This window comes from Photobacterium sp. HL06 (assembly GCF_059552575.1).
In genome coordinates this window covers 1,299,114-1,324,048 of sequence record NZ_CM183915.1, presented here as the reverse complement: position 1 = coordinate 1,324,048, position 24,935 = coordinate 1,299,114, and the positions used below count along the sequence as shown (strand labels likewise).

19 protein-coding genes are annotated in these 24,935 nt (G+C 45.8%); 7 read left to right on the top strand and 12 right to left on the bottom strand.

The window, feature by feature from the left end; translation table 11 throughout:
* Positions 1 to 43 precede the first annotated feature (43 nt).
* Positions 44 to 2,899: a cation:proton antiporter gene (locus tag AC51G0_RS24010; RefSeq protein WP_496302061.1), complete on the top strand. Its 2,856-nt coding sequence runs from the start codon at positions 44 to 46 to the stop codon at positions 2,897 to 2,899.
* A 465-nt stretch (positions 2,900 to 3,364) separates the two neighbouring features.
* Here AC51G0_RS24010 and AC51G0_RS24005 read toward each other — a convergent pair whose 3' ends face one another.
* Positions 3,365 to 3,565, bottom strand: a complete 201-nt coding sequence (locus AC51G0_RS24005; RefSeq protein WP_496302060.1) for a hypothetical protein — start codon at positions 3,563 to 3,565, stop codon at positions 3,365 to 3,367.
* Positions 3,566 to 3,841: 276 nt separating this feature from the next.
* Here AC51G0_RS24005 and AC51G0_RS24000 point away from each other — a divergent pair, with 276 nt between their 5' ends.
* The gene (locus tag AC51G0_RS24000; RefSeq protein ID WP_496302058.1) at positions 3,842 to 4,627 is read left to right on the top strand and encodes a class I SAM-dependent methyltransferase; all 786 of its coding nucleotides are present in this window, start codon (positions 3,842 to 3,844) and stop codon (positions 4,625 to 4,627) included.
* A gap of 183 nt (positions 4,628 to 4,810) precedes the next feature.
* Here the strand turns inward: AC51G0_RS24000 and AC51G0_RS23995 are convergent, their stop codons facing one another.
* Genes AC51G0_RS23995 through AC51G0_RS23950 form a run of 10 tightly spaced genes read right to left on the bottom strand, consistent with a single transcriptional unit; the run spans position 4,811 to position 17,956 of the window.
* The gene (locus tag AC51G0_RS23995) at positions 4,811 to 6,223 is read right to left on the bottom strand and encodes a phosphohexomutase domain-containing protein (protein WP_496302057.1); all 1,413 of its coding nucleotides are present in this window, start codon (positions 6,221 to 6,223) and stop codon (positions 4,811 to 4,813) included.
* The gene (locus AC51G0_RS23990; protein WP_496302055.1) at positions 6,220 to 7,638 is read right to left on the bottom strand and encodes a mannose-1-phosphate guanylyltransferase/mannose-6-phosphate isomerase; all 1,419 of its coding nucleotides are present in this window, start codon (positions 7,636 to 7,638) and stop codon (positions 6,220 to 6,222) included. Before AC51G0_RS23990 ends, AC51G0_RS23995 begins: the two co-directional genes overlap by 4 nt.
* A 19-nt stretch (positions 7,639 to 7,657) precedes the next feature.
* Entirely contained in the window at positions 7,658 to 8,869 is a 1,212-nt protein-coding gene (locus AC51G0_RS23985; protein ID WP_496302053.1) for a glycosyltransferase family 4 protein, read from the bottom strand.
* Positions 8,866 to 10,119, bottom strand: a complete 1,254-nt coding sequence (locus AC51G0_RS23980; protein WP_496302052.1) for a glycosyltransferase family 4 protein — start codon at positions 10,117 to 10,119, stop codon at positions 8,866 to 8,868. Before AC51G0_RS23980 ends, AC51G0_RS23985 begins: the two co-directional genes overlap by 4 nt.
* A gap of 2 nt (positions 10,120 to 10,121) precedes the next feature.
* Positions 10,122 to 12,002 (bottom strand): XrtA/PEP-CTERM system amidotransferase, encoded by a 1,881-nt coding sequence (locus AC51G0_RS23975; RefSeq protein ID WP_496302051.1) that lies wholly within the window; start codon positions 12,000 to 12,002, stop codon positions 10,122 to 10,124.
* Between the two features lie 47 nt (positions 12,003 to 12,049).
* Positions 12,050 to 13,477 carry an exosortase A gene (xrtA, locus tag AC51G0_RS23970; protein WP_496302050.1) on the bottom strand — a complete coding sequence of 476 codons (1,428 nt, stop codon included), beginning with the start codon at positions 13,475 to 13,477 and terminating at the stop codon, positions 12,050 to 12,052.
* Positions 13,470 to 14,684, bottom strand: a complete 1,215-nt coding sequence (locus AC51G0_RS23965) for a TIGR03087 family PEP-CTERM/XrtA system glycosyltransferase (RefSeq protein WP_496302049.1) — start codon at positions 14,682 to 14,684, stop codon at positions 13,470 to 13,472. Before AC51G0_RS23965 ends, xrtA begins: the two co-directional genes overlap by 8 nt.
* A gap of 4 nt (positions 14,685 to 14,688) precedes the next feature.
* Positions 14,689 to 15,729, bottom strand: coding sequence for a FemAB family XrtA/PEP-CTERM system-associated protein (locus AC51G0_RS23960; RefSeq protein ID WP_496302048.1), 1,041 nt, complete (start codon positions 15,727 to 15,729; stop codon positions 14,689 to 14,691).
* Positions 15,665 to 16,594, bottom strand: a complete 930-nt coding sequence (locus AC51G0_RS23955; RefSeq protein WP_496302047.1) for an XrtA system polysaccharide deacetylase — start codon at positions 16,592 to 16,594, stop codon at positions 15,665 to 15,667. Before AC51G0_RS23955 ends, AC51G0_RS23960 begins: the two co-directional genes overlap by 65 nt.
* Before the next feature lie 3 nt (positions 16,595 to 16,597).
* Complete coding sequence (locus AC51G0_RS23950; protein WP_496302046.1) at positions 16,598 to 17,956, bottom strand: TIGR03013 family XrtA/PEP-CTERM system glycosyltransferase; 1,359 nt, start codon at positions 17,954 to 17,956, stop codon at positions 16,598 to 16,600.
* A gap of 216 nt (positions 17,957 to 18,172) precedes the next feature.
* Here AC51G0_RS23950 and AC51G0_RS23945 point away from each other — a divergent pair, with 216 nt between their 5' ends.
* Genes AC51G0_RS23945 through AC51G0_RS23925 form a run of 5 tightly spaced genes read left to right on the top strand, consistent with a single transcriptional unit; the run spans position 18,173 to position 23,822 of the window.
* Positions 18,173 to 18,817, top strand: a complete 645-nt coding sequence (locus AC51G0_RS23945; protein ID WP_496302045.1) for an XrtA/PEP-CTERM system exopolysaccharide export protein — start codon at positions 18,173 to 18,175, stop codon at positions 18,815 to 18,817.
* Between the two features lie 11 nt (positions 18,818 to 18,828).
* A complete protein-coding gene (locus AC51G0_RS23940; RefSeq protein ID WP_496302044.1) occupies positions 18,829 to 20,376 on the top strand; it encodes an XrtA system polysaccharide chain length determinant in 1,548 nt (515 codons plus the stop codon).
* The gene (locus AC51G0_RS23935; RefSeq protein ID WP_496302043.1) at positions 20,373 to 21,269 is read left to right on the top strand and encodes an XrtA-associated tyrosine autokinase; all 897 of its coding nucleotides are present in this window, start codon (positions 20,373 to 20,375) and stop codon (positions 21,267 to 21,269) included. Before AC51G0_RS23940 ends, AC51G0_RS23935 begins: the two co-directional genes overlap by 4 nt.
* Complete coding sequence (locus tag AC51G0_RS23930; protein WP_496302042.1) at positions 21,238 to 22,698, top strand: TIGR03016 family PEP-CTERM system-associated outer membrane protein; 1,461 nt, start codon at positions 21,238 to 21,240, stop codon at positions 22,696 to 22,698. The genes AC51G0_RS23935 and AC51G0_RS23930 overlap by 32 nt, the downstream gene beginning before the upstream one ends.
* 2 nt (positions 22,699 to 22,700) lie before the next feature.
* Entirely contained in the window at positions 22,701 to 23,822 is a 1,122-nt protein-coding gene (locus tag AC51G0_RS23925) for an XrtA/PEP-CTERM system-associated ATPase (protein ID WP_496302041.1), read from the top strand.
* Positions 23,823 to 24,015: 193 nt separating this feature from the next.
* Here AC51G0_RS23925 and AC51G0_RS23920 read toward each other — a convergent pair whose 3' ends face one another.
* Entirely contained in the window at positions 24,016 to 24,915 is a 900-nt protein-coding gene (locus tag AC51G0_RS23920; RefSeq protein ID WP_496302040.1) for a hypothetical protein, read from the bottom strand.
* Between the last annotated feature and the right edge of the window lie 20 nt (positions 24,916 to 24,935).

Here is a 24,935-nt window from a genome sequence, read left to right as displayed (position 1 = left end):
GCTCTCAGCACCAAGCAGACAATAAACAATCGGAGACTAAGGCATGCATGAAACATTTCTCCTGGTGCTGGGGCTCGTTGGCCTGCTGACGATTGCCAGCCTGCTACTGCCAATTGCCAACCGTATCAATTTTCCCTACACCGTGTTGCTGGCTGTAGCTGGAAGCCTGCTGGGGGCAATTGTACTAGCAACCAGTGGTCTTCAGCCCCCAGGGATATTAGGCGACTTCCTGGCATCACTCGAAGCACTGGACATTACCTCCGAAGTGGTTTTTTTTGTATTCCTACCCGCGCTTATCTTTGAATCGGCACTGAATATCAATGCCCGCCACCTGATGACCGATATCGGCCCAATCCTACTGCTAGCGGTACTCGGGTTGCTGATTTCCACGATGCTGGTCGGCGTATTTGTTTGGAGTGTGTCGGATATCAGCCTGGTTGCCTGCCTGTTGATCGGTGCCATCGTATCTGCCACGGATCCCGTCGCTATTGTTGCTATCTTCAAGAACCTAGGTGCCCCAAAGCGACTGACCATTCTGGTTGAAGGTGAAAGCCTGTTTAACGATGCCACAGCGATCGTGCTATTTACGATTTTAGTGGCAATTCTGATTGGCGGTACGGAAGCAAGCGCCATGTCTGCGGCTGGAAAATTTCTCGAAGTATTTCTGGGCGGGATCTTGGTTGGGCTAATTGCTTCATGGCTCGTCGCCTCTCTGATCGGACGACTACGCAACATGCCGTTGGTCGAGATAACACTCACCATCTGCCTGGCCTACCTGAGCTTCCTGCTTGCCGAGCACTATCTGCATGTCTCCGGCGTAATGGCTGTCGTGACTGCAGGCCTGGTGATCAATTCATTCGGGCGTACCCAAATATCCCCTCATACCTGGCACACCCTAACCGAAACCTGGGAAGAACTGGTTTTTTGGGCTAATTCACTGATTTTTTTCTTAGTGGGTCTGCTAGTACCCAAAGTTCTGGTCGAATTTACCGCCAGCCAATTTCTCTCGTTGATAGCCCTAACCATTGCCGCATTTTCGGCCCGAACCGCTGTGCTGTATCTGGTTCTGCCGCTGCTCAATCGAATCGGCCTGGGGCAACAAATCAGCATCGCCTTTCGCACTGTCATGTTATGGGGAGGGTTACGCGGCGCTGTCTCGCTGGCACTGGCACTGGTGATCCTCGAAACGCCGGGGATCGCGCCTGAGATCAAGGCGTTTGTCGCCTCGCTGGTCACCGGTTTTGTTCTGTTTACCCTTTTTGTCAATGCCCCGACCATGGGGATGATGATGCGTTTTTTCGGGCTCGACCAACTGCCACCTACAGAGCGGCTGATCCGCAACCGGGTGATGGCACTGTCAATAAAGCATATCCGTGAAGGGCTCGAGAATGCCGCCCAGATAGACAACATCAAATCTACCATTGCAACCGGCGTTGCCGATATCTATGAACAGCGCTTAAGCCGCGTCGAACACTCAATGTCGAAAGGCGAGAAACAACCTGATACGGTTACTCTCAGCGTCGGATTAAGTACCCTGACCAACCACGAACGCCATCTGTACCTGAAGCGCTTCTCAGACGGGCTGGACTCGGCCAAGATCACCCGCACCTTGTTATTCCATGCTGATGATCTACAAGATGGACTTAAAATTGGCAAAGTAAATGGCTATCAGGAAGCCTATATGGACGCACTAAGATTCGGGTTGTTGTTCCGGGTAGCCCTGTGGCTACAACGGCATATGAAGCTAACCCGCCCTCTGGCGATCCAGCTTGCCAACCGCTTTGAGGTGCTGAATGTTCATGAAACCGCAGTAGCCGCACTTATTGACTATAGCCATGACAAAATTCCACCATTGTTTGGTGAAAGCCTGACCCAGGATCTAGAGCCCTTGCTAACCAAACGCCTGAAAGCGACCCAGCAAGCACTGGACGCCCTTCGACTACAATATCCGGAATATGCCGAAACACTGCAAAAGCGCCATCTAGTCCGCGTTGCCTTACGCCTTGAGGAAGCGAGCTATCACCAAATGCTCAACGAAAATATTATCAGCCAGGAGGTGTTCAATGATCTAGTGCGGGAGTTGGATAAACGCAACCGCATCATGGATCGCCAACCGAAGCTGGATCTCGGATTGGAGCCTGCCAATCTAGTCGCCAAGGTGCCATTCTTCGCCGACCTAGGCACCCACCGGATCAGCGAAATTGCCTCGCTACTAATGCCCCAGCTTGTCGTCCCGGGTGAACGTATTATTACAAAAGGCGATCCGGGAAACGCAATGTACTTTATTTCCAGCGGTGCGGTAGAGGCTGCAACCAAGCACCAACCCGTCCGTCTTGGTAGCGGCGATTTCTTCGGCGAAATCGCCCTGTTAACCCAAGAGCCCCGCAACGCCAATATCACCGCAATTAGCTACTGCCAATTATTGGTTCTGCAGCTGGATGATTTCCAGCGCATCACTTTAGCTCACCCATATCTGAAGCAACGTATCACCGAAACTGCCAGCAAGCGGCTGGATCTTAGTAACTTGATTGCCAAGGTCCCTTTGTTCACAAGCCTAAGCAGCGCCGATATCAATAAAATCGCCAAGTGTCTCAGGCCGCGAATGACCGTACCGGGAGAAAAAATAGTCTCTAAGGGCGAGAAAGGAGATGCTATGTACTTTATTGCCGCAGGCACTGTTGAGGTCATAACGGGTAGCCAAGAGCCATTGAGCCTCAGCCAAGGGAGTTTCTTCGGTGAGATGGCATTGCTGACTGAAGAGCCTCGCAATGCTGACGTCAGTGCAGCCAGCTACTGCGAACTGCTGGTCTTGCAAAAAAATGATTTCGACACGCTGCTTGAGACACAGCCGGAGCTGAAAGCGCGTATCAGTCTCCGTCAAGGTGGTAAGAAGCATTGATGAACCTAGAATACCTCAAACATTTATCAATGATATTCAATCATCATTGCTACACCCAAAATAAAAACATGATTCGCCTTCAGCAGAGAAAGCAATCGAGTCCACCATTTCATCTAACTTAGAAGGGCTGGAGTTCGGACAGTAAACCACAGTTGCCGATGACAAAAAGAGGTAGTTGTAAAAATCACCGCAAGCCTGGCACTTCAACTGACCTCGCTGCGGAGGCTGTATGTTACTTAACTTTATATGCATTTAATCACCCACAAACTAACTACTTATAAACTATAGAACAGGTTGTGTCGACGTCTATAGAAGCAGGAAGGTAAGTGGTAATTTCAACAACGGCATCATGACAGCACAATCGGAAGCATGATCAAGGGTAAGTAGTTGAATAACGCTAGTTGTTTAGTTAAATTTGCTTGTTGTAATTCTCGGCTAACAGCCCTAAGTTAAAAACCATGTAATCTATTGATTTTCAAAATAAAGCTGCACATCATTACTTTCGATATCACATTCCACACCAGCAATGGCACGACTTTCCTGGTCCACTTCGATATTAACAACCTCTTTTGATGATAAATAACAGTCAATACTTAAGTTACTAGTTAGAAAAGCAAAAAATGGAATGGCATTGATTAAAATAATAACCAATAGTTTTTTAAGCATATCCTTTTACCTCTTTAGGATATTATTTGTCTCATATTCCTTTTGTATCTCCACTCCTTCTTCTAACAATTAACAATAGATAAAAATATATTTGTATTTCGAATCATAGTTAAGACATCAACCTTCAACACCTAGGTTGTGGTAAATACTTGAGGTGAATTATCTCAATAAATCAATTACCTTATTATAGGAAAAGAGCGAAAACTTAGCCTACTCTTAGAGTTGTATTTGGAACCTAAAGAAACACTTTGCATAGCATACGTCTAAGGATAGGTGATGAAAAATATTGGTGGATTAACAGAAAGCGAGCTATATGAAATATTTAAAATCAAGTATGGCTCACCTGATACAACAGGGTGGTCACCACGTAGAAGATTGAAATATAACTACTATTCTCCTGGAGATATTTATGAGGCTATGGTCAGAAATTTAGTCACTGCAGAGACTAAATGGATTGATGTTGGTGGAGGTAGGGCACTGTTTCCTTTTAACAATACTTTATCCGAGAGGCTATCAAATAACTGTCGCAAGTTAGTTGCCGTTGATCCAAGTGAAAATGTACTAGAAAACCCATATGCTCATGATAAATCAATGTGCATGATTGAAGATTTTGATACTGATGAAAAATTCAACCTTGCCACTTTCAGAATGGTGGCAGAGCATATAACAAACCCTGAAGACGTTATATTAAAGCTACATGAATTGTTAGAGCCGAACGGGATAGTCGTTATATATACAATAAACAAACATAGCCCCGTCCCCATTATTACCAAACTAACACCATTTCATTTTCACTATAGAGTCAAAAAGTTTTTATGGGGTGGAGAAGAAAGAGACACATTCCCTATTGCTTACAAAATGAACACAAGAAAAGAGCTGAAAGGTTTATTCACCAAACATGGATTTAGCGAGCAGAGTTTCCACTACCTAGATGATTTGTCATCATTTTATAAATTTAAGATGTTGAATTTAATAGAACTCTGGATTTGGAAAGTATTTAAGACTATCGGGGTTAGATACCCTGAAAATAATCTGCTCGGAGTATATTATAAAAATCAGTGAGCTTATAGTTATATAGCAACCCTAAAAGACAGTTCGGAGGCTGAGAGTTATAACGCTCAGCCTCCGAACTACTCTATGGCAACGCCCAACCACTTCAAGGAGAGCAACAAACAGGCCTACAAGATATTGAGCCTTTCTCTGCAATCAGTACAACTCCGTATAAAAGCATTACAGCTTTACCAGTCAACGATCCGTTCCCATCAGCAAAGAAACAATTTCACTCGTTTTTCGCTTAACCAGATCAGCGCTCCTGCGCGATTCAACATTTAATCTCACCAAGTTCTCGGTATTTGACTGACGTAGGTTGAACCGCCAATCGTCAAATTCAAGGCTTATGCCATCCATCTCATCCACTGATCTTGCTTCTGGCTGATAATATTTTCGAATCTGTAATATCGCCTGTTCCGGCGATGAAGGCGAAGTATTGATTTCACCGGATGATGGAAATGCCTTAACCCGCTTATCCACCACCTGCGACAACGACACCTGTTTAATACTCAGCAACTCAACAACAAGTAGCCACGGGATCATTCCGCTATCACAACAGGCAAAGTCCCGAAAGTAATGGTGACCACTCATCTCACCACCGTAAATGGCATTGTTATCGCGCATTGCCTGTTTGATATTTGTATGCCCGGCCTTCGACTGTACTGGCAGGCCACCGCTAGACTGAACAATATCAATGGTATTCCAGCTTAATCTCGGATCATGAATAATTGTTGCCCCGGAGTGCTTATATAGGAACATTTCAGCTAGCAGACCGACAATATAGTAGCTCTCGATAAACTGCCCTTTTTCGTCAAAAAAGAAACAGCGATCGAAGTCCCCATCCCAGGCCACCCCCAAATCTGCCTGATGCTCAAGCACAGCCCTCGATGTCACCTCCCGACATTCTAACAGCATCGGATTCGGCACCCCGTTGGGAAAGTGCCCATCCGGCTCATGGTGTATTTTGACCAACTTAATTGGTATCGCGAGCATAGCAAACCGTTTTTCCAGCGCATCCACTATATGCCCTGCTGCGCCATTGCCAACATTGGCGACAATCCGCATCGGCTTTATTTCTTCGGGATTTATATAGCTAAGCAGATGATCAATATAGGCTGAAACAAAGTTATTGAAACTATATCGGCCCTTTGCTTTGCTTTCATCGAATACACCACTCTCTGCTATCTGCCTGATCTCGTGCAGCCCGGACTCTTTCCCGATCGGTTTACCTCCACCACCAACAAATTTAATACCGTTATAGTTAACTGGGTTATGGCTCGCCGTAACTTCAAGCCCACCGCCTACTTTGAGATGCTGGACAGCAAAATAAATCTCTTCCGTCCCGGTCAATCCTAAGTCTATAACATTGACGCCTGCATCAAGCAGCCCCTGAGCGACGGCATGCTTGATCTCATTGGTAGACAACCTGATATCACCGCCGATAACAACCGTTTTCAGTTTTAGGTGCTGACCAAACGCCCGGCCAATCCGGTAGGCGATACCTGCATCAAAATTGTTCCCCAGTTCACCGCGCACATCATAGGCCTTAAAACAGGTCATTTTAGCCCTTGCACTTTCCTTGCTGACGATTGATTTATGACGACTCATGAATAGTCACCCGGCGCATCAATACGCTCAATGTCATCTTCATCCAAATAGCTTCCGGTTCTCACCTCTATAATTTCGAGCATAATTTTTCCAGGATTTTCAAACGAATGCGGGGAGCCAATTGGTATATAGGTGGATTCATTTTCAGAGAGCAGATAGCACTTGCTGCCGTTTGTTACCTTAGCCGTTCCCGTTACCACAATCCAATGCTCGGCCCTGTTATAGTGGATTTGAGTGGTCGTTTTTTCGCCGGGTTTAACCCTCACTTTTTTCACGTGATAACGCTCACCTTCAGTGATTGCATCATGCGAGCCCCAGGGCCGAAATACCTCCCGATGTTGCAGGTGTTCATGTCGCGCCTGTTGCTGCAGTTGCGACACAATATGTTTGACCTCTTGCACATTGCTCTTGTTGGTAACAAGGACAGCATCTTTTGTCTCAACAATAATGAGATCATCGGCCCCCACCGCCGATACCAGGCGGTGCTGGGCATTGATATAGCAATTGCGGCTACTTTGGGTAAGCACGTCCCCCGTAATTACATTGCCATTACCATCCTTGTCACTGATATCCCAAAGCGCATTCCACGAACCGATATCACTCCAGCCTGCCTCCATCGGGACGACGACCACATTGTGCGATTTTTCCATCATGACATAGTCGATAGAGTCGCTCGGACAGGCTTGAAAAGGTGCTTCTGCCAACCGAATAAAGTCCAAATCAAGGGAACGCCCCTCAATGGCATCCTTGCAATGCGACAATATCTCTGGGTGGTATTTTTCCAACTCATGAATAAAAGCTGAGGCCTTGAACAAGAACATACCGCTATTCCATAAATAATTACCCGAACGAACGTACTCTTTGGCCGTATCAGAATCCGGCTTCTCGACAAAGGCTTTTACGTGATAGGTGCCGTCCGAGATTGCCTCACCTTTGTTGATATAACCGTACCCCGTTTCTGGCGTTAAGGCAGGACAACCAAATGTGACGAGCTTTCCTGTTTCAGCAACAGGAATGGCCCGAGAGATAGCGGTAGTAAAGCCAGCCTGGTTTAATACTGCATGATCTGCTGCCAGAACAAGCAACAATGGATCTGTCTGTTGCTCCAAGGCAAGCAGTGCCGCAACCGTAATTGCAGGTGCTGTATTGCGCCCCACGGGCTCGAGCAAAATACCACTGTGGGAGAGCTGTCGCTGTCTCAACTGCTCGGCAACAACAAACCGGTGCTCTTCATTACAGATAATCATCGGCGCAAGACAAGGAAGGTGATTTAGCCTGCTTATCGTGTCTTGCAACATCGAACCCTTACCCATCAGGGATAAAAACTGCTTCGGATACAGAGTGCGTGAAAGCGGCCACAAGCGGGATCCCGAGCCACCAGCCATGATCAAAGGAAGAAGTTCGGTGTTATCCATACTCAAATATCCTTTTGTCTTATTTAGACTCAATTACATCGGTATTCATCTTCTCTGATTTAATCGTCTCTTTCCCAGCCGACCTGGCTTGCCCTTTCAGCAAAAGCTGAAAGAGTTTTAGTATTTTTGTGGCATTTTGATCCCACGTTAATTGCCTGCTATCGATTGTCTGCTGGGCCCTACGTTGCAAACTGGCCGTTAAGTCATCCTCGGTAACCAGCCGCCTGATCGTCTCAAGCATCTGGTCAATATTACCGTCTTCAAATAGCATTGCGTTCGATTCATGGGTCAAAAGCTCTCGAATATTGGGTAAATCAGGTGCTACCACCGCCTTGCCTGTCGCAAGATATTCAATAAGCTTTAATGGTGAGCACCAGGGAGTAACTGCTGGCTGCAGGGCAATATCCACTTGCGCCAGCCATTTCGGCATCTCTTCCCGACGGGCTAGTCCGGTAATATGAACTTGATGTCCAATGTGTAGCTGACGGGCTTTGTCTTGCAAATCATCCAATACCGGGCCGACGCCGACAATCAGCAACATCAGATTGGGATCACCCATCTCGGCGACAATTTCTATCACTAAATCTAAACGGTGCCATTCCCGGCAAAAACCGACAAAACCAATTACGGTTTTTCCGGTAAATTCAGGCAATCTGGCATGATAATTTGTGGAGTTAAATTGCCTGGCATCAATCCCATTAGGAATTACTGTCACTGTACTTGGCTTAAGACCTGCGTGATATAAATACTCTGCCAGTACCTGCGTAACCGGTAATACATGATCCGCGTTGCGCCAGGTATAAAATTCTGACCATTTGGCAAGCATGGGAAAGTGGATCCCACCATAGGCGCCACGTTCATTATACAGCGGCGAGTTGACCTCAAGGATCAATGGTATCTTGAACAACTGCTTGGCCCAAATTCCCGACGGAAAAAATAAGTTATACCGCTCGTAAATTACATCAGGCCGGTGTCTTCTGATCGCTAGGAAAAGTTCGACAAAATCATAGAGACTGTAGCCAAACTCAAGCAATTCACTAAAAAACCCTGGTAAGTTGTGGCGAACTTTCGACATCCAACCGCCATCATCGCCAAATTTAGTCGCATCAGCTATCTTCGGGGAAACGATAACAACCTCATGCCCTTGCTGCCTCAGCGAGTCAATAATCGCTTCGATATGAACAAATTGTCCATCTCTAGAGGCGACCCGGTGATGATAGAGTATTTTCATATCACGGCCTCCTTATCACTTTTCTCGGATTCCGTACCTTTATCGGCTTTAAGCTCACCGTGCTGGTCTTGATTAATCAAATCGGTGAATATCCGATAAAGCTGCTCTGTGGTTTCATCCCAAGAAAACGATTCGGCATATCGCCGAGTCTCCGCTCGCACTGGCAAAGAGGGCAGGAACTCAGCAATTGCGGTGGCGATATCCCGGCTATCGCGCTTAACTAGTACACCTGCAGCCCGCTCTTTGACCACCTCGGGTGTCCCCCAGATATCAGTCGCTACTACAGGTGTCCCGCACGCCATAGACTCCAGCAACACATTTGCCCATCCTTCACGGCTTGACGCCAAAACAGAAACATCGCTTGCCTGGAAGTAGCGGGCAAGCTCTGGTTGGGAAAGACCACCGAGAAAAGTTACTCGATCCGATACCCGCAATTTCTCAGCCATCTTTTTGAGGCGAAATTCGCCTGGCCCCGCCCCGGCTATCAATAAAATCGTACCGGGAAGTGCCTGCATAGCTTCTATAACCAAATGATGGCCTTTACGCTCAATAAGCTGTCCTACCGAAAGTAAAACCGGTGCATCGGCAGGTAATTGCAGCTGTTGTCGTAGTCGCTGTTGCTGCTGCTCATCGGCAAATGAAAAGAGATCCAGATCAACGCCATTACGGGAGGTTGAAACCTTCTTCGGCTCGGCACCCAGGCTGATCATTTCCTGCCGAAGTGCTTCACAAACAGCAAGATTATGATCGCTGGCACGAAAGACATCCTGAATTTGCCGACACGGAATTTTAAACTGTGGAATGAGGTTAATATCTGTGCCTCTTGCTGTTGCCGTAAATGGCTTGTTGAGCTTTCGGGCTACCTCGGCAATCGCTACGCCATCAGGATAAAAATAATGTCCGTCGATGAGGTCGAAGTCATAACCCACCGCCATAAGAGCCTTGATTTGCCGATAAAGGCTCACTGCCATTGTCTTTGGCGTCAATGTCATCCCAAGCTTTGGAACAACCAAATAACGCGGATGGTAGACCGTCATGCCAAAACGCTGTTCTTGGTAAGGAGCCCTGGCATATTGGCTGTAGCGGCCAAAAATCGGTGATTTAAAAGGAAACCAGGGGATCGGTGCAATTACCGTGATCTCGGCATCAGGATAACGGCGCTGCAAATGTTTCAGTCGAGTTTCGACAAACACACCGTGATTAGGGTCCACAGCATTAGGAAACAGGCTCGAAATCGTTAAGATTTTCATTGCTACTGCCTCGCCATAAATTGAGAAAACATCAGCAGACACCACAATGAAGCACCATGGTCTCGGTATCCATGCTGATGATCACTAACCATTTTTCTTAACCAGTCAACGTCAAAAAAACCGCTGTCACACATATTGGCCGACAATACATGCCGAGTTAGCATCTCCTTGAGACTGGTTCTGAACCAACTTGAAATAGGCATACTGAACCCCATTTTGGGACGGTATAAAATGTTATGGTCGACATAGTTTTCAAGCGATCGCTTGAAGGCGTATTTTCCCTCGCGCTTTCTGATGTTGTTCTTGCTGTTGATCGAATACGCCCATTCAACAAATTCGTGATCCAGCATCGGGGATCTGACCTCTAGTGAATTAGCCATGCTTGCTCGGTCAACCTTGGTAAGAATGTCGCCGACTAACCATGTTTTCATATCAAGATATTGAATTTGCTTAAGAGGATCATCCGATGTAAAAGAGCGGGCATGATGGCGGAGGATCTCAATGCCGTTGTAGCCATTCAGTCTTTGCTGATACTGCGCACTAAACAAGGTTTGCCGCTCATCTTGACGCAGCTTCGATATCGAGTTGGCATAACCTTCAACGGCATCCAGCGCCAGCGACTGAAAGGTTGTTTTGGCCCGCAATGGGCGAGGCGCCCAGTCCGCCTTCGGGTACAAGTGCCCCAGAGCGCCAAAGAGAGGTTTCCTGATTGGCCGGGGAAGCGCGTTTCTGAGCCGCTGCTCAGCCAGGTGCATGCGATGTCGACGATAACCACCGAAGACTTCATCGCCGCCATCCCCAGACAGCGCCACTTTTACTGACTGGCTGGCCAATTGGCACACACGAAAGGTTGGCAACGCTGAGCTATCAGCAAAAGGCTCATCGTAAATATCGGCCAAGGTGTCAATCAGGCTAATATCATTTGGATCAACCATCTGCAGACGGTGATCGGTTTGGTAGCGGTTGGCAACCTGCTGGGCATACTCACTTTCATCGAAAGCCTGCTCACTAAAGCCAATAGAACAGGTATGAACAGGCTCGGGGGCTAAGGTTGCCATTAACGATACCACGGCACTTGAGTCGACCCCGCCGGAGAGAAAGGCACCGAGAGGAACATCAGCAACCAGACGAAGCTGTATTGCCTCCTGGAGTTTTTCGATCAGTGATTCCTGGGTCTGATCCCAGGACAGTACCTGGCTGGGTGGGTGCAAATCCCAGTATTGCCTCGGTGAAATATCACTCCCAGGGTTTAATGTCAGATGGTATCCGGGATTTAGCTTGAAAATCTGTTGATAGGCACTAAATGGCTCGGGAATATAGCCATACATAAAGAACTCTTCCGCCATTTCATCACGGAGCGTGGTATCGACATCAGGGTGTCCTAGCAAAACTTTCAGCTCAGAGGCAAAAAGGAACTGCCCGTGCGGTGTCACCGTATAAAAGAGCGGCTTTTTGCCCAGCCGATCACGGCCAATGAACAACTTTTTCTGATTGCTATCCCACACAGCAAACGCAAACATCCCCCGAAACCGTTTAATACAGTCTTCGCCCCAGGATTCCCAGGCATGGACAATCACTTCGGTATCGCTAACCGTTGTAAAATGGTGGCCGAGTCCGACAAGCTCATCGGCTAGCTCTTGAAAATTATAAATTTCCCCGTTGAATACGACAGCAACCGATTTATCTTCATTAAACAGCGGCTGATGTCCCCCGGAAAGGTCGATGATCGACAAGCGGCGATGAGCCAGCCCAATATATTCGTCGATATAATACCCTTCATCGTCGGGGCCGCGATGGCTCTGCAATTGGTTGATCTTTTCAAGCAAGGGCCTATCAATAGGGTAAGGCTGGCGCAAATTGAAAATCCCTGAAATCCCACACATTATCAGCCTCCGTTATGGCTTCTATAATTCGACTTCCCTGCGCCCAGCTATAACCTTGAACGAAGCGATAGGTCTTGCCAGTGCTGCGCATAGCGCTCAATTTGCTGGGTATCGAGTTGCGGACTGGCCACCGCATAGACATCGGCAAACCCTCCTCCACCAGCCAAGAGGTGCGTCGCCTTGAACAGTTTGATCAACAGCGGATTACTCGAGCAGTAGTCACTGATGCAATACCAATAAACCACTTTCAGAGAACTTCCCAACCGGTTAGTCAAGGTAATTTCTGTAGCACTGGTATTAACTGATAGCTCGAGAGCAGATGCTTGCTTGACCGACCATGTTTCTTTGTCATACAGCCTGTTTTCGCTGCTGATAAGCTCACCTTGTGGCTGACGCAGGGCAAAACGGGCGGTAAAATACAGGGCATCTCCAGTCTTGCTTTCTACCAATACGCTTTGCTGGGCATCCGGAAAATGAATGCCCCATCTCGACTCAGCGATACTGATGGTATTGGCGGGCAACACGCTAGGCTCTGTCACCAATGGGCTTTGCCGTGTGATCACCTGCCCCCATGTACCAAGAAATAACAGCATCAGAGTGATCACCCCAGTGACTTTTGCTGCTGATTGCGGTGAATAATGTGTGCTGCCGGGGCGGGTTCGATGTGGTTTGGGCGGATCGGCAAACACATTGGCTGTTAGGAAGATCACCACCATCACCAGGCTAAAGAAGACCCAGCCATACACCAGGTGATCCGCCCCCGTTGCATACTCCATATCGGTCAAATAGCCAATCATGATGATCCCGTATGCCCTTATACCATTGGCGACAATAGGAAATACAAAAGAGAAAACCACAAAGGCAATTCGCTTCCATGCTTTGTGGAATTGTAAATAGGCGAACAAGGTTCCCAGGGCAATACTGGAAATTAAAAAACGGATCCCCGAACAGGCTTCAGCCACCACAAACTGGCCATTGGGAATCGTGAGATACAGTCCGTCGCGATAAACCGGAATATTGCTGGCATTGAGCAGTATCACCGACAGATCTGCCGTAACATCTTGCAGGTAAGGAATGATTTCCTCACCAACCGGCACACAAAAAAGCAGGTAAAGAACCGGAAACCAAAGCTGTCTGGTGATGGTGTTGCCAAGCAAGGCCCAGATCAGCAGCTGCATACTGGTAACAGCGGCGGTATGCTCAAACAATGCTATATTTGCCGCGCGCCCTAATAGCCATAGTGCTCCCGGGAAGATCATTAATAAAACAGGCGTCCAGGCATAAGATACTGAAAGTGATTTCAGGTGATCCCTCTTGTGCCATACAACCCACAAGCTGATCGGAATAATAAGAAAACAATGCTCAAACGTTTTTGACTGCCCCCAAACGCCCACCATATCCATGCCTGTGCGATAAAACACCAGTAGCCAGGCCACAATCGGCAGAAAAAATAGCAATCGCTTGGGCTTAGGCATGACGGCCTCCCAAATATCCAAGCAACGGAGAAAGCTGCGCATCCCAACTATAGTGTTGCTCTATCCACTCCCTAGATTCTGTTGCAACTGACGGCGAGGCCTGAAGCTTCTCAATAACCCAGTCAATAATGCCTTCCGGATCGTCGGAAACTGCAACATGGCAAAGAGGGTAGCCGTCTAATCCTTCCATCCCCAACGACGACGCAATAACGGGGCGTGCCATCGCCATTGCTTCCAGAATTTTGTTTTGGACACCTCGCGCAATTTGCATTGGAGCCACTGCCGCTTTGGCATTCTGTAGGTACGGGCGGACATCTGCTACACGCCCGGTGACGGTGATCCCCGGGATCTCTGCTAGCGCCTTAACCTTTGCTGACGGTGAACTACCAACAATATAAAACTTACCTTCAGGCACCTTGCCCAATACCTGCGGCCAGATATGACTGGCAAACCAGGCAACAGCATCCTCGTTGGCCCAATAATCCATTGCGCCGGTAAAGACAACATAGTTTTCATCACAAAGGGAATAATTCTCGGCCAGCGTACCCACAGAAGCCGGTGAGAAATACTGGCTATCCAAGCCATTCTCAAGCGTCTTAATCCTATCCCGCACCTGTTTGTCAATCAGGCCGCGAAAGGCCTCAGCTTCGGCTTTGGTGACAAAACAGCTGACATCAAAAGTCGAGGCAACTTGTTTCTCAAAACTTTCGAGCGTTCGGTGCTCCCTCTGATAGACAGCCCGCATAATTCCCTGTTTTTTTTCGGCATACTGACGCCATTTATCGGAGTCAATATCAACAAAATGCATCACCGTGTGGGGATTATGTCGACTAGAAAGCAGGTACTGGGCCATGCAGCCAGACACAATAAACGCCTTTTTAATCTGATGGCGCACAATAATCGTATCAACCCACTGCTGCATCTCTTTTCGTGAATAGTATGGAAGGGTGATCGGCCTGCCAGTAAACAGCGCGCTAACTCCCTTTATCTTGCAATAGGCAGGAGAAATAGGAATGAACAGACTCTCTTTGCAAAATTGCTCTACCTGGGGTTGATACTGCAGATCAAACTCGTCATCAATAAAACACCCAAAGTACACATCAAAGTGTCGGCTGAGATACTTAAGAATATGGTAGTTGGCAATTTTGTCACCCTTATTGGGAGGAAAAGGGATACGGTGACATAGATATAATAACGGCTCTTTCATACCACTACCCCAGATACTTTGACAACATAGGGCCAATTCGGCGACTAAGCGGAAGCGGGAGTTTCTTCCAGGCTTTAATAAAATATTTATACTTTGGGTTGTCAGGTGACAGGTTAGGCAGTGACTTGGCTTTTACCAGTGCCACTTTATAATTAAGCGGTTGTTGTTCCATCCCCCAATGCTTTTTGTAGTGGTAGGCTCCCGCATTATTCTTGCTGCGTCCAAAGTCAAACACGCAGGCTCCCTTTTTATGGGCAATATGCATCAGCTGAAAGTACATTAAATCATTGCTTTTCAATGCCCTGGCCTCATGCTTACCTCCACCATAATAGGGCATCACCTGATCTTTATAGTAAAAGCTCAGTACACTTGATACCGGCCGCTGGTCTTTGTCATAAATCAGCATCGTCTCGCACTTACCGGCAAACTTTTCTTTTAATTTGGAATACAGCTGATAGCTAAATACCGGCGTTCCTAGATTCCGAACACTCTCAGCATAAATGTCATAACATAACTCTAAATTGTCAGATGTATCCCAGCGAAGATTGTTCTTCAGGGATTGCCGGATAACAGCACGTTGTTTGCGCTTTATCGAGGTTAAGATAGTTTTCGCTTCATCAGGCAGCGGCAATTGAAAGCCTGTGTGGTGACAGTGCTTCACCCAAGGAGCTTCAGACTCGATATCTTTCTTATCACGTAGTTCAACATAATCGACGTTCAGCGCACACCCTAGCTTATAGGCTGCCGCCTCCAGCTTTTTCCTGATATTTACATCATCGGCCAATGCGCCGCCATAAACACAAAATGGTGTAGACACCAAGGTATGGCCAAACAACCAGCTTTTTTGCTCAAAGAGCGGTAGCACCCCAACAAGACGCTCATTATTCTCTGCCAGCATATAATGGTGCTTATGCCCAAAGACCGAATCAATTACATCAAGCCAGCCCGATAGATGGAAAAAGCTACCATCTTGGTGATTGTCAACATAGCTGTCCCATGCTGAGTGCTTGTTTCTTGATAACTTCCTTATTGTTATATCCTGCATCGTTTTCAAACCTATCTAGTTGATAAACATCGCACATCGTACTCCAGCTAAAGTCATTCAAAAGCCTGCGAAGTTTTGCTTCCATACTGGTTAAGTTCAAGTAATGACGGCACTTCGACTTTATAGGCGCGCCCATAATTTTCGGCTGCTGCGGATCGAGCTCCCACGGGTGAAAATAGAAGCTATAAGGCTGGGATGTCTCAGCAATAAATGTGCGAATAAGATACTTGCTCAGCCAATAGGGATAGAGTCGAAAAAAGCCTCCTCCCCCGATAGGGATTTTTCTACCCAGCTTCTGAAAGGTTGGGATTGGCACTTCAACCAGGCCTTCCTGACGTACATATTTAAACCGGGGCCAATCGGGTGCCCCGTATAAATCATGTTTTACCGGATAGGTACTGCTGGAATAAATAAACCCCAGCTGTTTCAATACGTCAAAGGCCCATGGGTTACTGATGTTGATTGAAAAACTCGGCGCACGGTAGCCAAAGACAGCTTGGCCGCTTATATCTTCAAGAAGCTGTTTACTACTTGCTACATCATTATAAAAAGCTTGGCGGGATTGTCTGTCGGCCCGCTGGTGAAAGTACCCGTGGCTGGCCACCTCATGACCTTCATTAACGATTGCCCGAACAATTGCGGGGCAATGCTGTGCGACCCAGCCCAAGACAAAAAAGGTTGCCTTGATATCGTGCTCATTGAGAATAGCCAATACCCGCTGCGTATTGGCTTCGACTCGCAAAGGATACTTCTTCCCCCATTGAGGGGGGGTAATGACCGAAGAAAATGCCGCGACATGAAAATAATCTTCGACATCAATTGTCAGAGCGTTTACCTGCAGGCTTTCCTTTACTGCCTTAGCCATACCCTACCGTCCTCTCCCAAACAGAATTATCTCTGATGTTCTGATCAGGATCAGAAGATCGAGCATGAAACTACGATGCTTGATGTAATAAAGGTCAAATTTCAATTTTTCAATCGCATCATCAATACTATCCCCATAGGGATACTTCAACTGAGCCCACCCGGTGAGCCCCGGTTTTACATCATGGCGCTGGTTATAAAATGGAATATGGCTATCAAAGCTCTGGCAAAATTCAGGTCGCTCTGGTCTAGGACCAACAAAGCTCATATCCCCTTTTATGACATTATATAGCTGCGGCAATTCATCAATCCGATACTTCCTTAAAAAAGCACCCGCTTTTGTGATCCTCTGATCGGATTTAGTTGCCATTTGCGCACCATTCTCTTCGGCATTGACCCGCATACTACGAAATTTATAAATTGAAAAAATTTTTCCCTGCTTACCAACTCGTTGTTGGGAATACAGAACAGGGGAGAATATACCGTCCTCAAGTTTAATGAACAGTGTTGCAATAATAAGTAAAGGCCAACTCAGAAGTAAAACAAAGAAAGAGATGAAACAATTAAAAAACCAGCTGCCAAATTTCGTCAAATAGCCACTTGATATCTGAGTATTGTATATAACCCATGATGGGTTGATGTGACTTACCGCTATCTGTCCAGTTTCCCGCTCAATAAAGCCAATGATATCTGTAATTAAAACCCCATTAAGTTTGCAGTTAAACAACAGATCTGTCGGCAGATTTCCGCGTCTCTCATCCGCACCAATAACAATTTCTTCTATTTGGTTATCAATGACATACTTATCTAACGAGATGTTCACATCAATTTTTGGAACTGTCGAACGAATATCAGGGTTATCACCATTCATTGGCCAATAGCCAACCAAGTTAAAATTCACCCTGTCAGCTCTTCTTTTCATACAGGAGTTTATCAGGCTCGCACGCTCACCAGTCCCGAGCACAAGAACCTTCTTGCGGTTAATATTAGTATAGTCAGTTGATACTGCAATATTACGGCTGATTAACAACCCTGTTCCGGCAAGAAAGTATAGTAGTTCACGTAACAAAAGAGGAAAAGATGGAATTGGTGTAATAATGTTAACAAAAGTAGATAATACATATGCAAGGGCTATAGCCACAATAATTCTAATAGCAACCCCCCGAAATGTGGCCCTTAGTTTTTCGTTGTATAGACCTACCGAAAGTGTGGCTATCTGTAACGTTGATGAAAAGATAAAAAGCTGAATGAAGTATAGATATCCTCCAACTTTCGGCAAGCTAGCAGAATAATACGCTTCCATAAAACTCAAGCAAAACGCAAATACAATAAAAATGACAAGGAAGTCGGTGACAATTAGCACAGTATTACTTCTGTTTAAATCATGGTATCGCATATTGGCCGTCTCAAACCTATTGATATAACAACTAGAAACATACACCTCTGATTATTGTACAGAATAAAAAAGCTGCATAATAAAAAAGTATCATATAGTTAAATAAGTTAAATCGTTTTGTTCAACTACAATAGTAAACATAGACATGAAATATGTGTAACCGTGTGCAGGATGGATATCGTTATGATAAAACAAGGAAAGTGCTATAAATGCTTTGCCGTTGCATTTATTTTGTCGACATTATTAACTGGATGTTCACCATCTGGCTTGCAAACTTTACCTTCAGCGACTACTCACCCTTCATTAACGAAAAACATAAATAATTACAGGTATTTAATTGGACCTGGTGATAGTTTAAATATTTTTGTTTGGGGTAACCCAGAAGTATCAGGAACCTTTACCGTGCGACCAGACGGTAAACTGTCTACCTCTCTCGTCGATGATATTGACGCCTCCGGTCGAACACCAACAGAATTAGCACGCAGCCTAGAAATACATCTTGCTGAATACGTTCGGGATCCTATTGTCACCGTCATTGTACAGGGCTTTGTCGGCCCTTACAGCGAGCAGATTCGAGTGATCGGCGAGGCTTCCCAGCCGAGGGCCATTAATTATCGTGAGAATATGACACTACTCGATGTCATGGTCGCTGTTGGCGGGCTGACAGAATATGCAGACGGTAATGATGCCCGCTTAATAAGAGTCATTAACGGTCAACAGCATCAATTTGGTTTGAAAATGGGCGAACTCATCCGGGATGGTAATATCCAGGCGAATGTCGACATCCTCCCCGGTGATATCATCATTATTCCTGAAGCCTGGTTCTAGGAGATATTCATATGAAAGAGCAGTTTGATCTCCTCGTACAGTACCTACAAGGCCTCTGGTTTCAGCGTCGGTGGATTGTCTCTACTCTCTGGATTGTTTGCCCGCTTGGTTGGGTAATGGTGACCTTAATGCCCAACCAATACACCTCCGAGGCGCGAGTCTACGCAGATACACAATCCATTTTGCAGCCTTTGCTCCGGGGCATTACGGTTAATACCGATCCATCGCAAGAGCTGGCTCTGATGGTAAAAACCCTTTTAAGCCGCCCCAACCTAGAGAAAATTGCCCGCTATACCGATGCAGATATCCGCGCCAACACCGGTGAGGAGTATGAAAATATAATTAATGATTTAAAAGAAAATATTTCCATAAAATCAACCAGTAAAGAAAACTTATTTTCCATTAATTATTCTGGTGCCGAGCCTCAATATGCCAAAGAAGTTGTCCAGGCTGCCATTGATGTCTTCGTTGAGAACACTGTTGGCCAGAAACGTCAAGACACCAATCAAGCAGACAAATTCCTCACAAGCCAGCTTAAAGAATATGAAGATCGCCTCATCGACGCTGAAGATCAACTAGCTAACTTTAAAAGAAAAAATACCGATTATATGCCTGGTTCTGAGCGAAATTATTATCATCGTCTACAAACACTGCAAGATCAGCTAGAGACAACACGATTGGCCTTGAAGGAAACCGAAATACAGCTTGCCACAGCCCAGAAGCAATTAAGTAATGAAACCGCCATTGTTGCTCAGCAAACAACAGGCTTCAGCACTGAATATGACCTGCGGCTTAACAGCCTCGAAACACGTCTCGATGAGCTGCTCTTTCGATTCACAGACAAACACCCTGACGTAAGAGAAACCCAACGTCAAATTGCCGATCTAAAATCATTACAACAAGATTCACAACAACGGGCATCGGCATCTTCGACCTATTCAAACGCCGTCTTGCAAGATATCAAGCTCAATATCAGCCAACTCGAAAATCAAGCCGCCTCGTTGAAAGTACGCGAAGCTAACCAGATCGAAAAAAATAGCTTTCTTCTTCAAAAACTCGATCAGGTACCACACGTTGAAGCACAGCTAACCAGCCTAATGCGCAGCTATGATATTACCAAGTCCAAATATGAAGACTTGCTATCTCGCCGTGAGGCTGCACTCATTTCAAAACGAGCTGATGCCGCTTCCGATGAAATCACTTTCCGTGTCATTGATCCTCCCCTGCTCCCTAAAAAACCATCGGGGCCAGTACGGCCTCTGTTGCTAACCGCCGTCCTAATCGTTGGCATCGGTATAGGAGGAACCCTCGCCTTTTTAGCTAGCCAGGTTTCTCCCGTTGTTGTGTCATCCATGCAGCTGTACCGCCAAACTCAATTGCCAGTTTTTGGTGTTGTTTCTCTCACCGAATGCTCTGGGTTAATTGCCAAAGAGCGGCGCAAAGTCTGGTATTTTGCGCTGTTCAGTACCGTGTTGGTTATATTCTATATTGGCTTTCTGGCCATTAATCTAACGCCATCCATTCATTCTCGTATTCTTCAGGGGATTGAATATCTATGAGTATTATTGAAAAGGCGCTGCAAAAGCAGCAAAACGGGGCTAAATCAAGCATCATCAGCCAGGCGACGGATGGCAATAACGACACCGTAGAGCCAACTGTCACACAGCCGAAAATAGATGTCAGCCCCACTCCGTCAGGTCACTTTGTGCCTATTGATACCACCAGACTGACAGAGCTCGGAATGGTGTCGCACACCGATAACAATACTAATTCACGAATCACCAATGAGTATCGCTCAATCAAACAAAAGATTATTCACAATGCACTCGGGCCTGCAGCTTCGCACCATGAAAATGGCAATTTGGTCATGATCTCAAGCTCACGCCCCTCGGAAGGCAAAACCTTCACCGCCATTAACCTCGCGCTGAGTATAGCCTCAGAAAAAGATAAAACGGTGTTGCTGGTCGACGCTGATGTACTTAGGCCGACAATCAGTAAAGTGTTAGATATTGAAGAAAAAACGGGCTTGATTGATTACCTGCTTGGTGATGTTGAATCAATATCCGATATCATCTATCAAACCTCTATTCCGAACCTTCGCCTGCTGCCTGCTGGCTCTCCCCATCACCTTAGCAATGAGCTCTTGGCAAGTGACAAAATGAGGGAGCTAACCAAAGAGCTCGCTTCACGCTATACCGATAGGATCGTGCTATTTGATTGCCCACCATTATTAGGGGTTGTCGAAACAATAACAGTCTCGAAACTGCTTGGACAAGCGATGGTAGTGGTCGAGCATGGGAAAACAAAAATGGCAGAAGTAGAAAAGGCTGTGTCAGAGCTCAATAAAAATATGGCAATAGGGTTTATTGTCAACAAAGCCATGCGTGGCACATATAGTCAATATGGGTATGGATATGGATATGGCTATAATTCCAATGAGAGCCAATCATAGATGGTGGCTATTTTGCAGCTTGCTCTTGGTAACAACCCGTAGCCTTGCCGCAGATGTTAAATTTCAGCCAACTATAGGTGGAGGCTTCACCTATACCGATAACATCGACCAGGACTCTCAAAACGAAAAGGGAAGCTTGATCTCTGAACTCAATGCAGGTATCGCCACAAATATCCAAGGAGCCGACGGGGTCGTTGAATTCGACTATACGCTTAGCCAACTATTTTATAGCCATAACTCAGAAAGCAATGAAACATACCAAACTCTGACCTTTTCCGCCGATAAAGGTATCAACCGGAGTGGTTTTCGCCTCGATGCCAATGCATCAATCGACAACATCACCAAAGCCGCCGATCAGAACGCCACTGCCGATGTCATTTCTGGTGATACCATCGAAAACAAACATGCAAACATAGGGCTAAATTACCGCTCCAACCCTCGAAGCAAAGTAGACTTCTCGGCCAGGGCGTATACAGATTTCACAAACAACGAGGATGATATCGGCAACTACAACGGCTATGGTGCCGAATTTAGTTTTGCCAATGGTGAAACCGTCAAAGAGTTTTTCTGGCTGTTTGAAGGCTACTACGATGTGAAAGACGACAAAAATAGCAATGCAGATACTCGCTTTACAATATTAAGAGAAGAATTCGGGCTTCAAACCCTATCCGGGTGGGTCCCTTTTCTCCGCCTCAACTATGAAGACTACGAAGGCTCATCAGATGCAGATAGCGCCGACACATTCAGCTGGGGGCCGGCACTGCGATATTTCTGGACTAAGCAAGCGTACTTAGAGCTAAGCTATAACTTCTCGGAAGATGATAACAACCCTGATTTTTGGGCAGGGGCAATTAATATCATTCCATCACCGAGGACCAGGCTATTTGCCTCCTACGACAAGCGATTTTTTGGTGATGCCTATGAACTGCAGCTGTCCCATCGCTCCCGGCGATTAACCAACAGTATTACCTATACCGAAGAGGCCGTTAGTTTTGATCGTGATTTCTTTACCTCAGGGGCAACGATAGAAGAAATATCATTAAGCCGCCGGCTAGAATGGTCATCGGTATTAGCAGCCCGACGGACTGACTATGAGCTGTCCATTTACCGGGATGAACGCGAAGCACTCAACCCCAGTACCGAAAATCAGAATGACGAAGTGAACGGTATCGGCATCGCTGTTCATCATCGCCTCGCCCGGCGCCTGACAGTAACAGGGCGATTTGACTATGATTATTACCAGTTTATCCGTCGCAGTAGTAACGATCAAAACGACTATTATCGAGCCTATGAACTAGAAGGCCAATATCAGCTCAACCGGCACCTTTCAACCTCATTAGGGCTCAGCCACAACAATAAATCATCATCACTGAATACCAATAACTACGATGAAACCCGGTTCTTTGTCGATATAAGGATGCAATTATAGTTATGTATGAATCACATTTTGGTCTATCCGATAAGCCTTTCAAACTCAGTCCAGACCCACGCTTTTTCTTTTCAAGTCCCCATCATGAAAAGGCAACCTCGTACCTAAAGTACGGCTTATCACAGGGCGAAGGGTTTATTGTGATCACGGGTCCAATAGGGACAGGTAAGACAACAATCGCAAGAAACTTGATTGCCTCCCTGGACGAATCAATTGTGGCAGTACATATCGCAACGACTCGCCTTACCCCCGAAGAGCTGGTCCGTCTGGTCGCTGCCAAGTTTGACATCCTTGTCGAGGGGCTGGGCAAAGCGGAAATACTCAAACGGCTAGAACAGTATTTATTGAAACTGCACCAGCAACACCAACGGGCACTGCTCATAGTTGACGAAGCACAAAATCTGCCTCCAGAGACAGTCGAAGAGCTGCGCATGCTGTCTAACTTTCAGCTCGATGACAAACCACTGATTCAGAGTTTTTTGCTAGGGCAAGAAGAACTAAAGGGGATCATTGAGCTGCCTGACATGGAGCAATTCAGGCAACGGATCATTGCGTCATGCCACCTTAAACCATTCGATTGCGAACAAACCGGCCAGTATATCCACCATCGCCTTAAACAGGTGGGATGGCAAGGTGTTCCTACGCTTGAAGAGGGTGTCGACAAAATCATTGCTAATTATTCTCAAGGGATACCAAGAAAGATCAATATCCTCGCCGATAGGCTGTTCTTATTTGCCTACCTGGAAGATCTGAAAGTCATCAGAGCGGATGATGTTCATCATGTTCTCCAAGAAATGCAGAGTGAGTTATCTGGATCCATGATGACGCAAAGAACCGTCCTCAACCAGAATCACTTAAACCAGCAAGCTACAAGCGAGCCGGAGCACAATGAGCTCAAAGCCAGTCAAACACTAAAAGCTATCTCAGACGTGCTCGACACGGTTATTGAAAGAAAACTGGCCACAATTCGTCACTTAGATAAGCTACTAAATCAAAAAAGAAAACTGTTATCAGAGGCAGGAGCAAAACTACATGATGAGACTGTATTGGAAAACGATCCGAAGGACAATCGGCTTAAGAGGAAATACTGGTTCAAAAAACTAATGTCACTAGAAAAGTCATAACCTCTTATTTTACTGACATAACCAGAATAACTTACAGCAATACATCTATGCCATTAATATAGGCCTTATAATGTAATCTACTCTTAATGCAAACCTATTAACAAAAACAACTCAACATGACATATTCTATAAATCGTAAAGTCAAGACGCTGTCACTGCAACACCTTGACTTCAAGATCAAGTTTTTAACAGGCTAACTATTCATTAGCTTATTATAATCAATGCCAACTTTCTTACATGCTGCTGCGACTCCGCATTGTGAATCGAGTTGGGCTTTAAGATCTCTACCAGTTTTATTTTCAAGACGATTGAATAATTGAGGGTGAGAGGTGGGAGAAAAATGCCCCTTCTCTACATACTCCAAAGGTATATACTTTAAATCGCCACCATATTTATCACGCCAGTACATAATTCCAGAACCATGATCCCAATATAGCTTACTCTTACGATAATCTGATTCATATTTATCTATACAATTAATATGATCGTATATTTTGCACCACCAACCAGCCCCAACTTCATATTGATGACGTGAAGCGCTCTTAGTCGTGCAGCATACCAACTCCCATGCTCTCTGAGGTTTTCTCCAAAACCTTTTACGGTGCCATAGTTTTACTGCACAGGTTTGTCCATCATTTAAGTCAGAGAACATTTCAGCTAGTCGATGCATTTTCTTTGGTGGAATAAGTAAGTCAGAATGCCAGAATGCCAATTTGTCTATAAATAAAAATACAAATTCCATAACAAACAACGGATTCATAAAGGGAAGTTTCAGTCTTTTATTAAAATCATAATATACTGCACTTTTAGTTAGCTGCGAGGGTTTACCAACTCGAGGATCACAACCAACAAGTGGCGTCCACCCTACGCTTTCTACTAATTTTTGCTGAACCAAACACCATTCGTCATGAGCATTCCAAATTAACCAAGGGTTTTCAATTCCTGCCAAATCATTTTTCCACTCTTCAGCAGCAGCGAAAATATCTTCTATATTAAAATTTACTCGATGAAAATCAGGCCAGCCACCTCGTCCAAGGAGATAATGAGCACGTTCACTATTAGGATCAATACCATCATTAATATTACGATTCATACTCACCTATCCTTTAAACT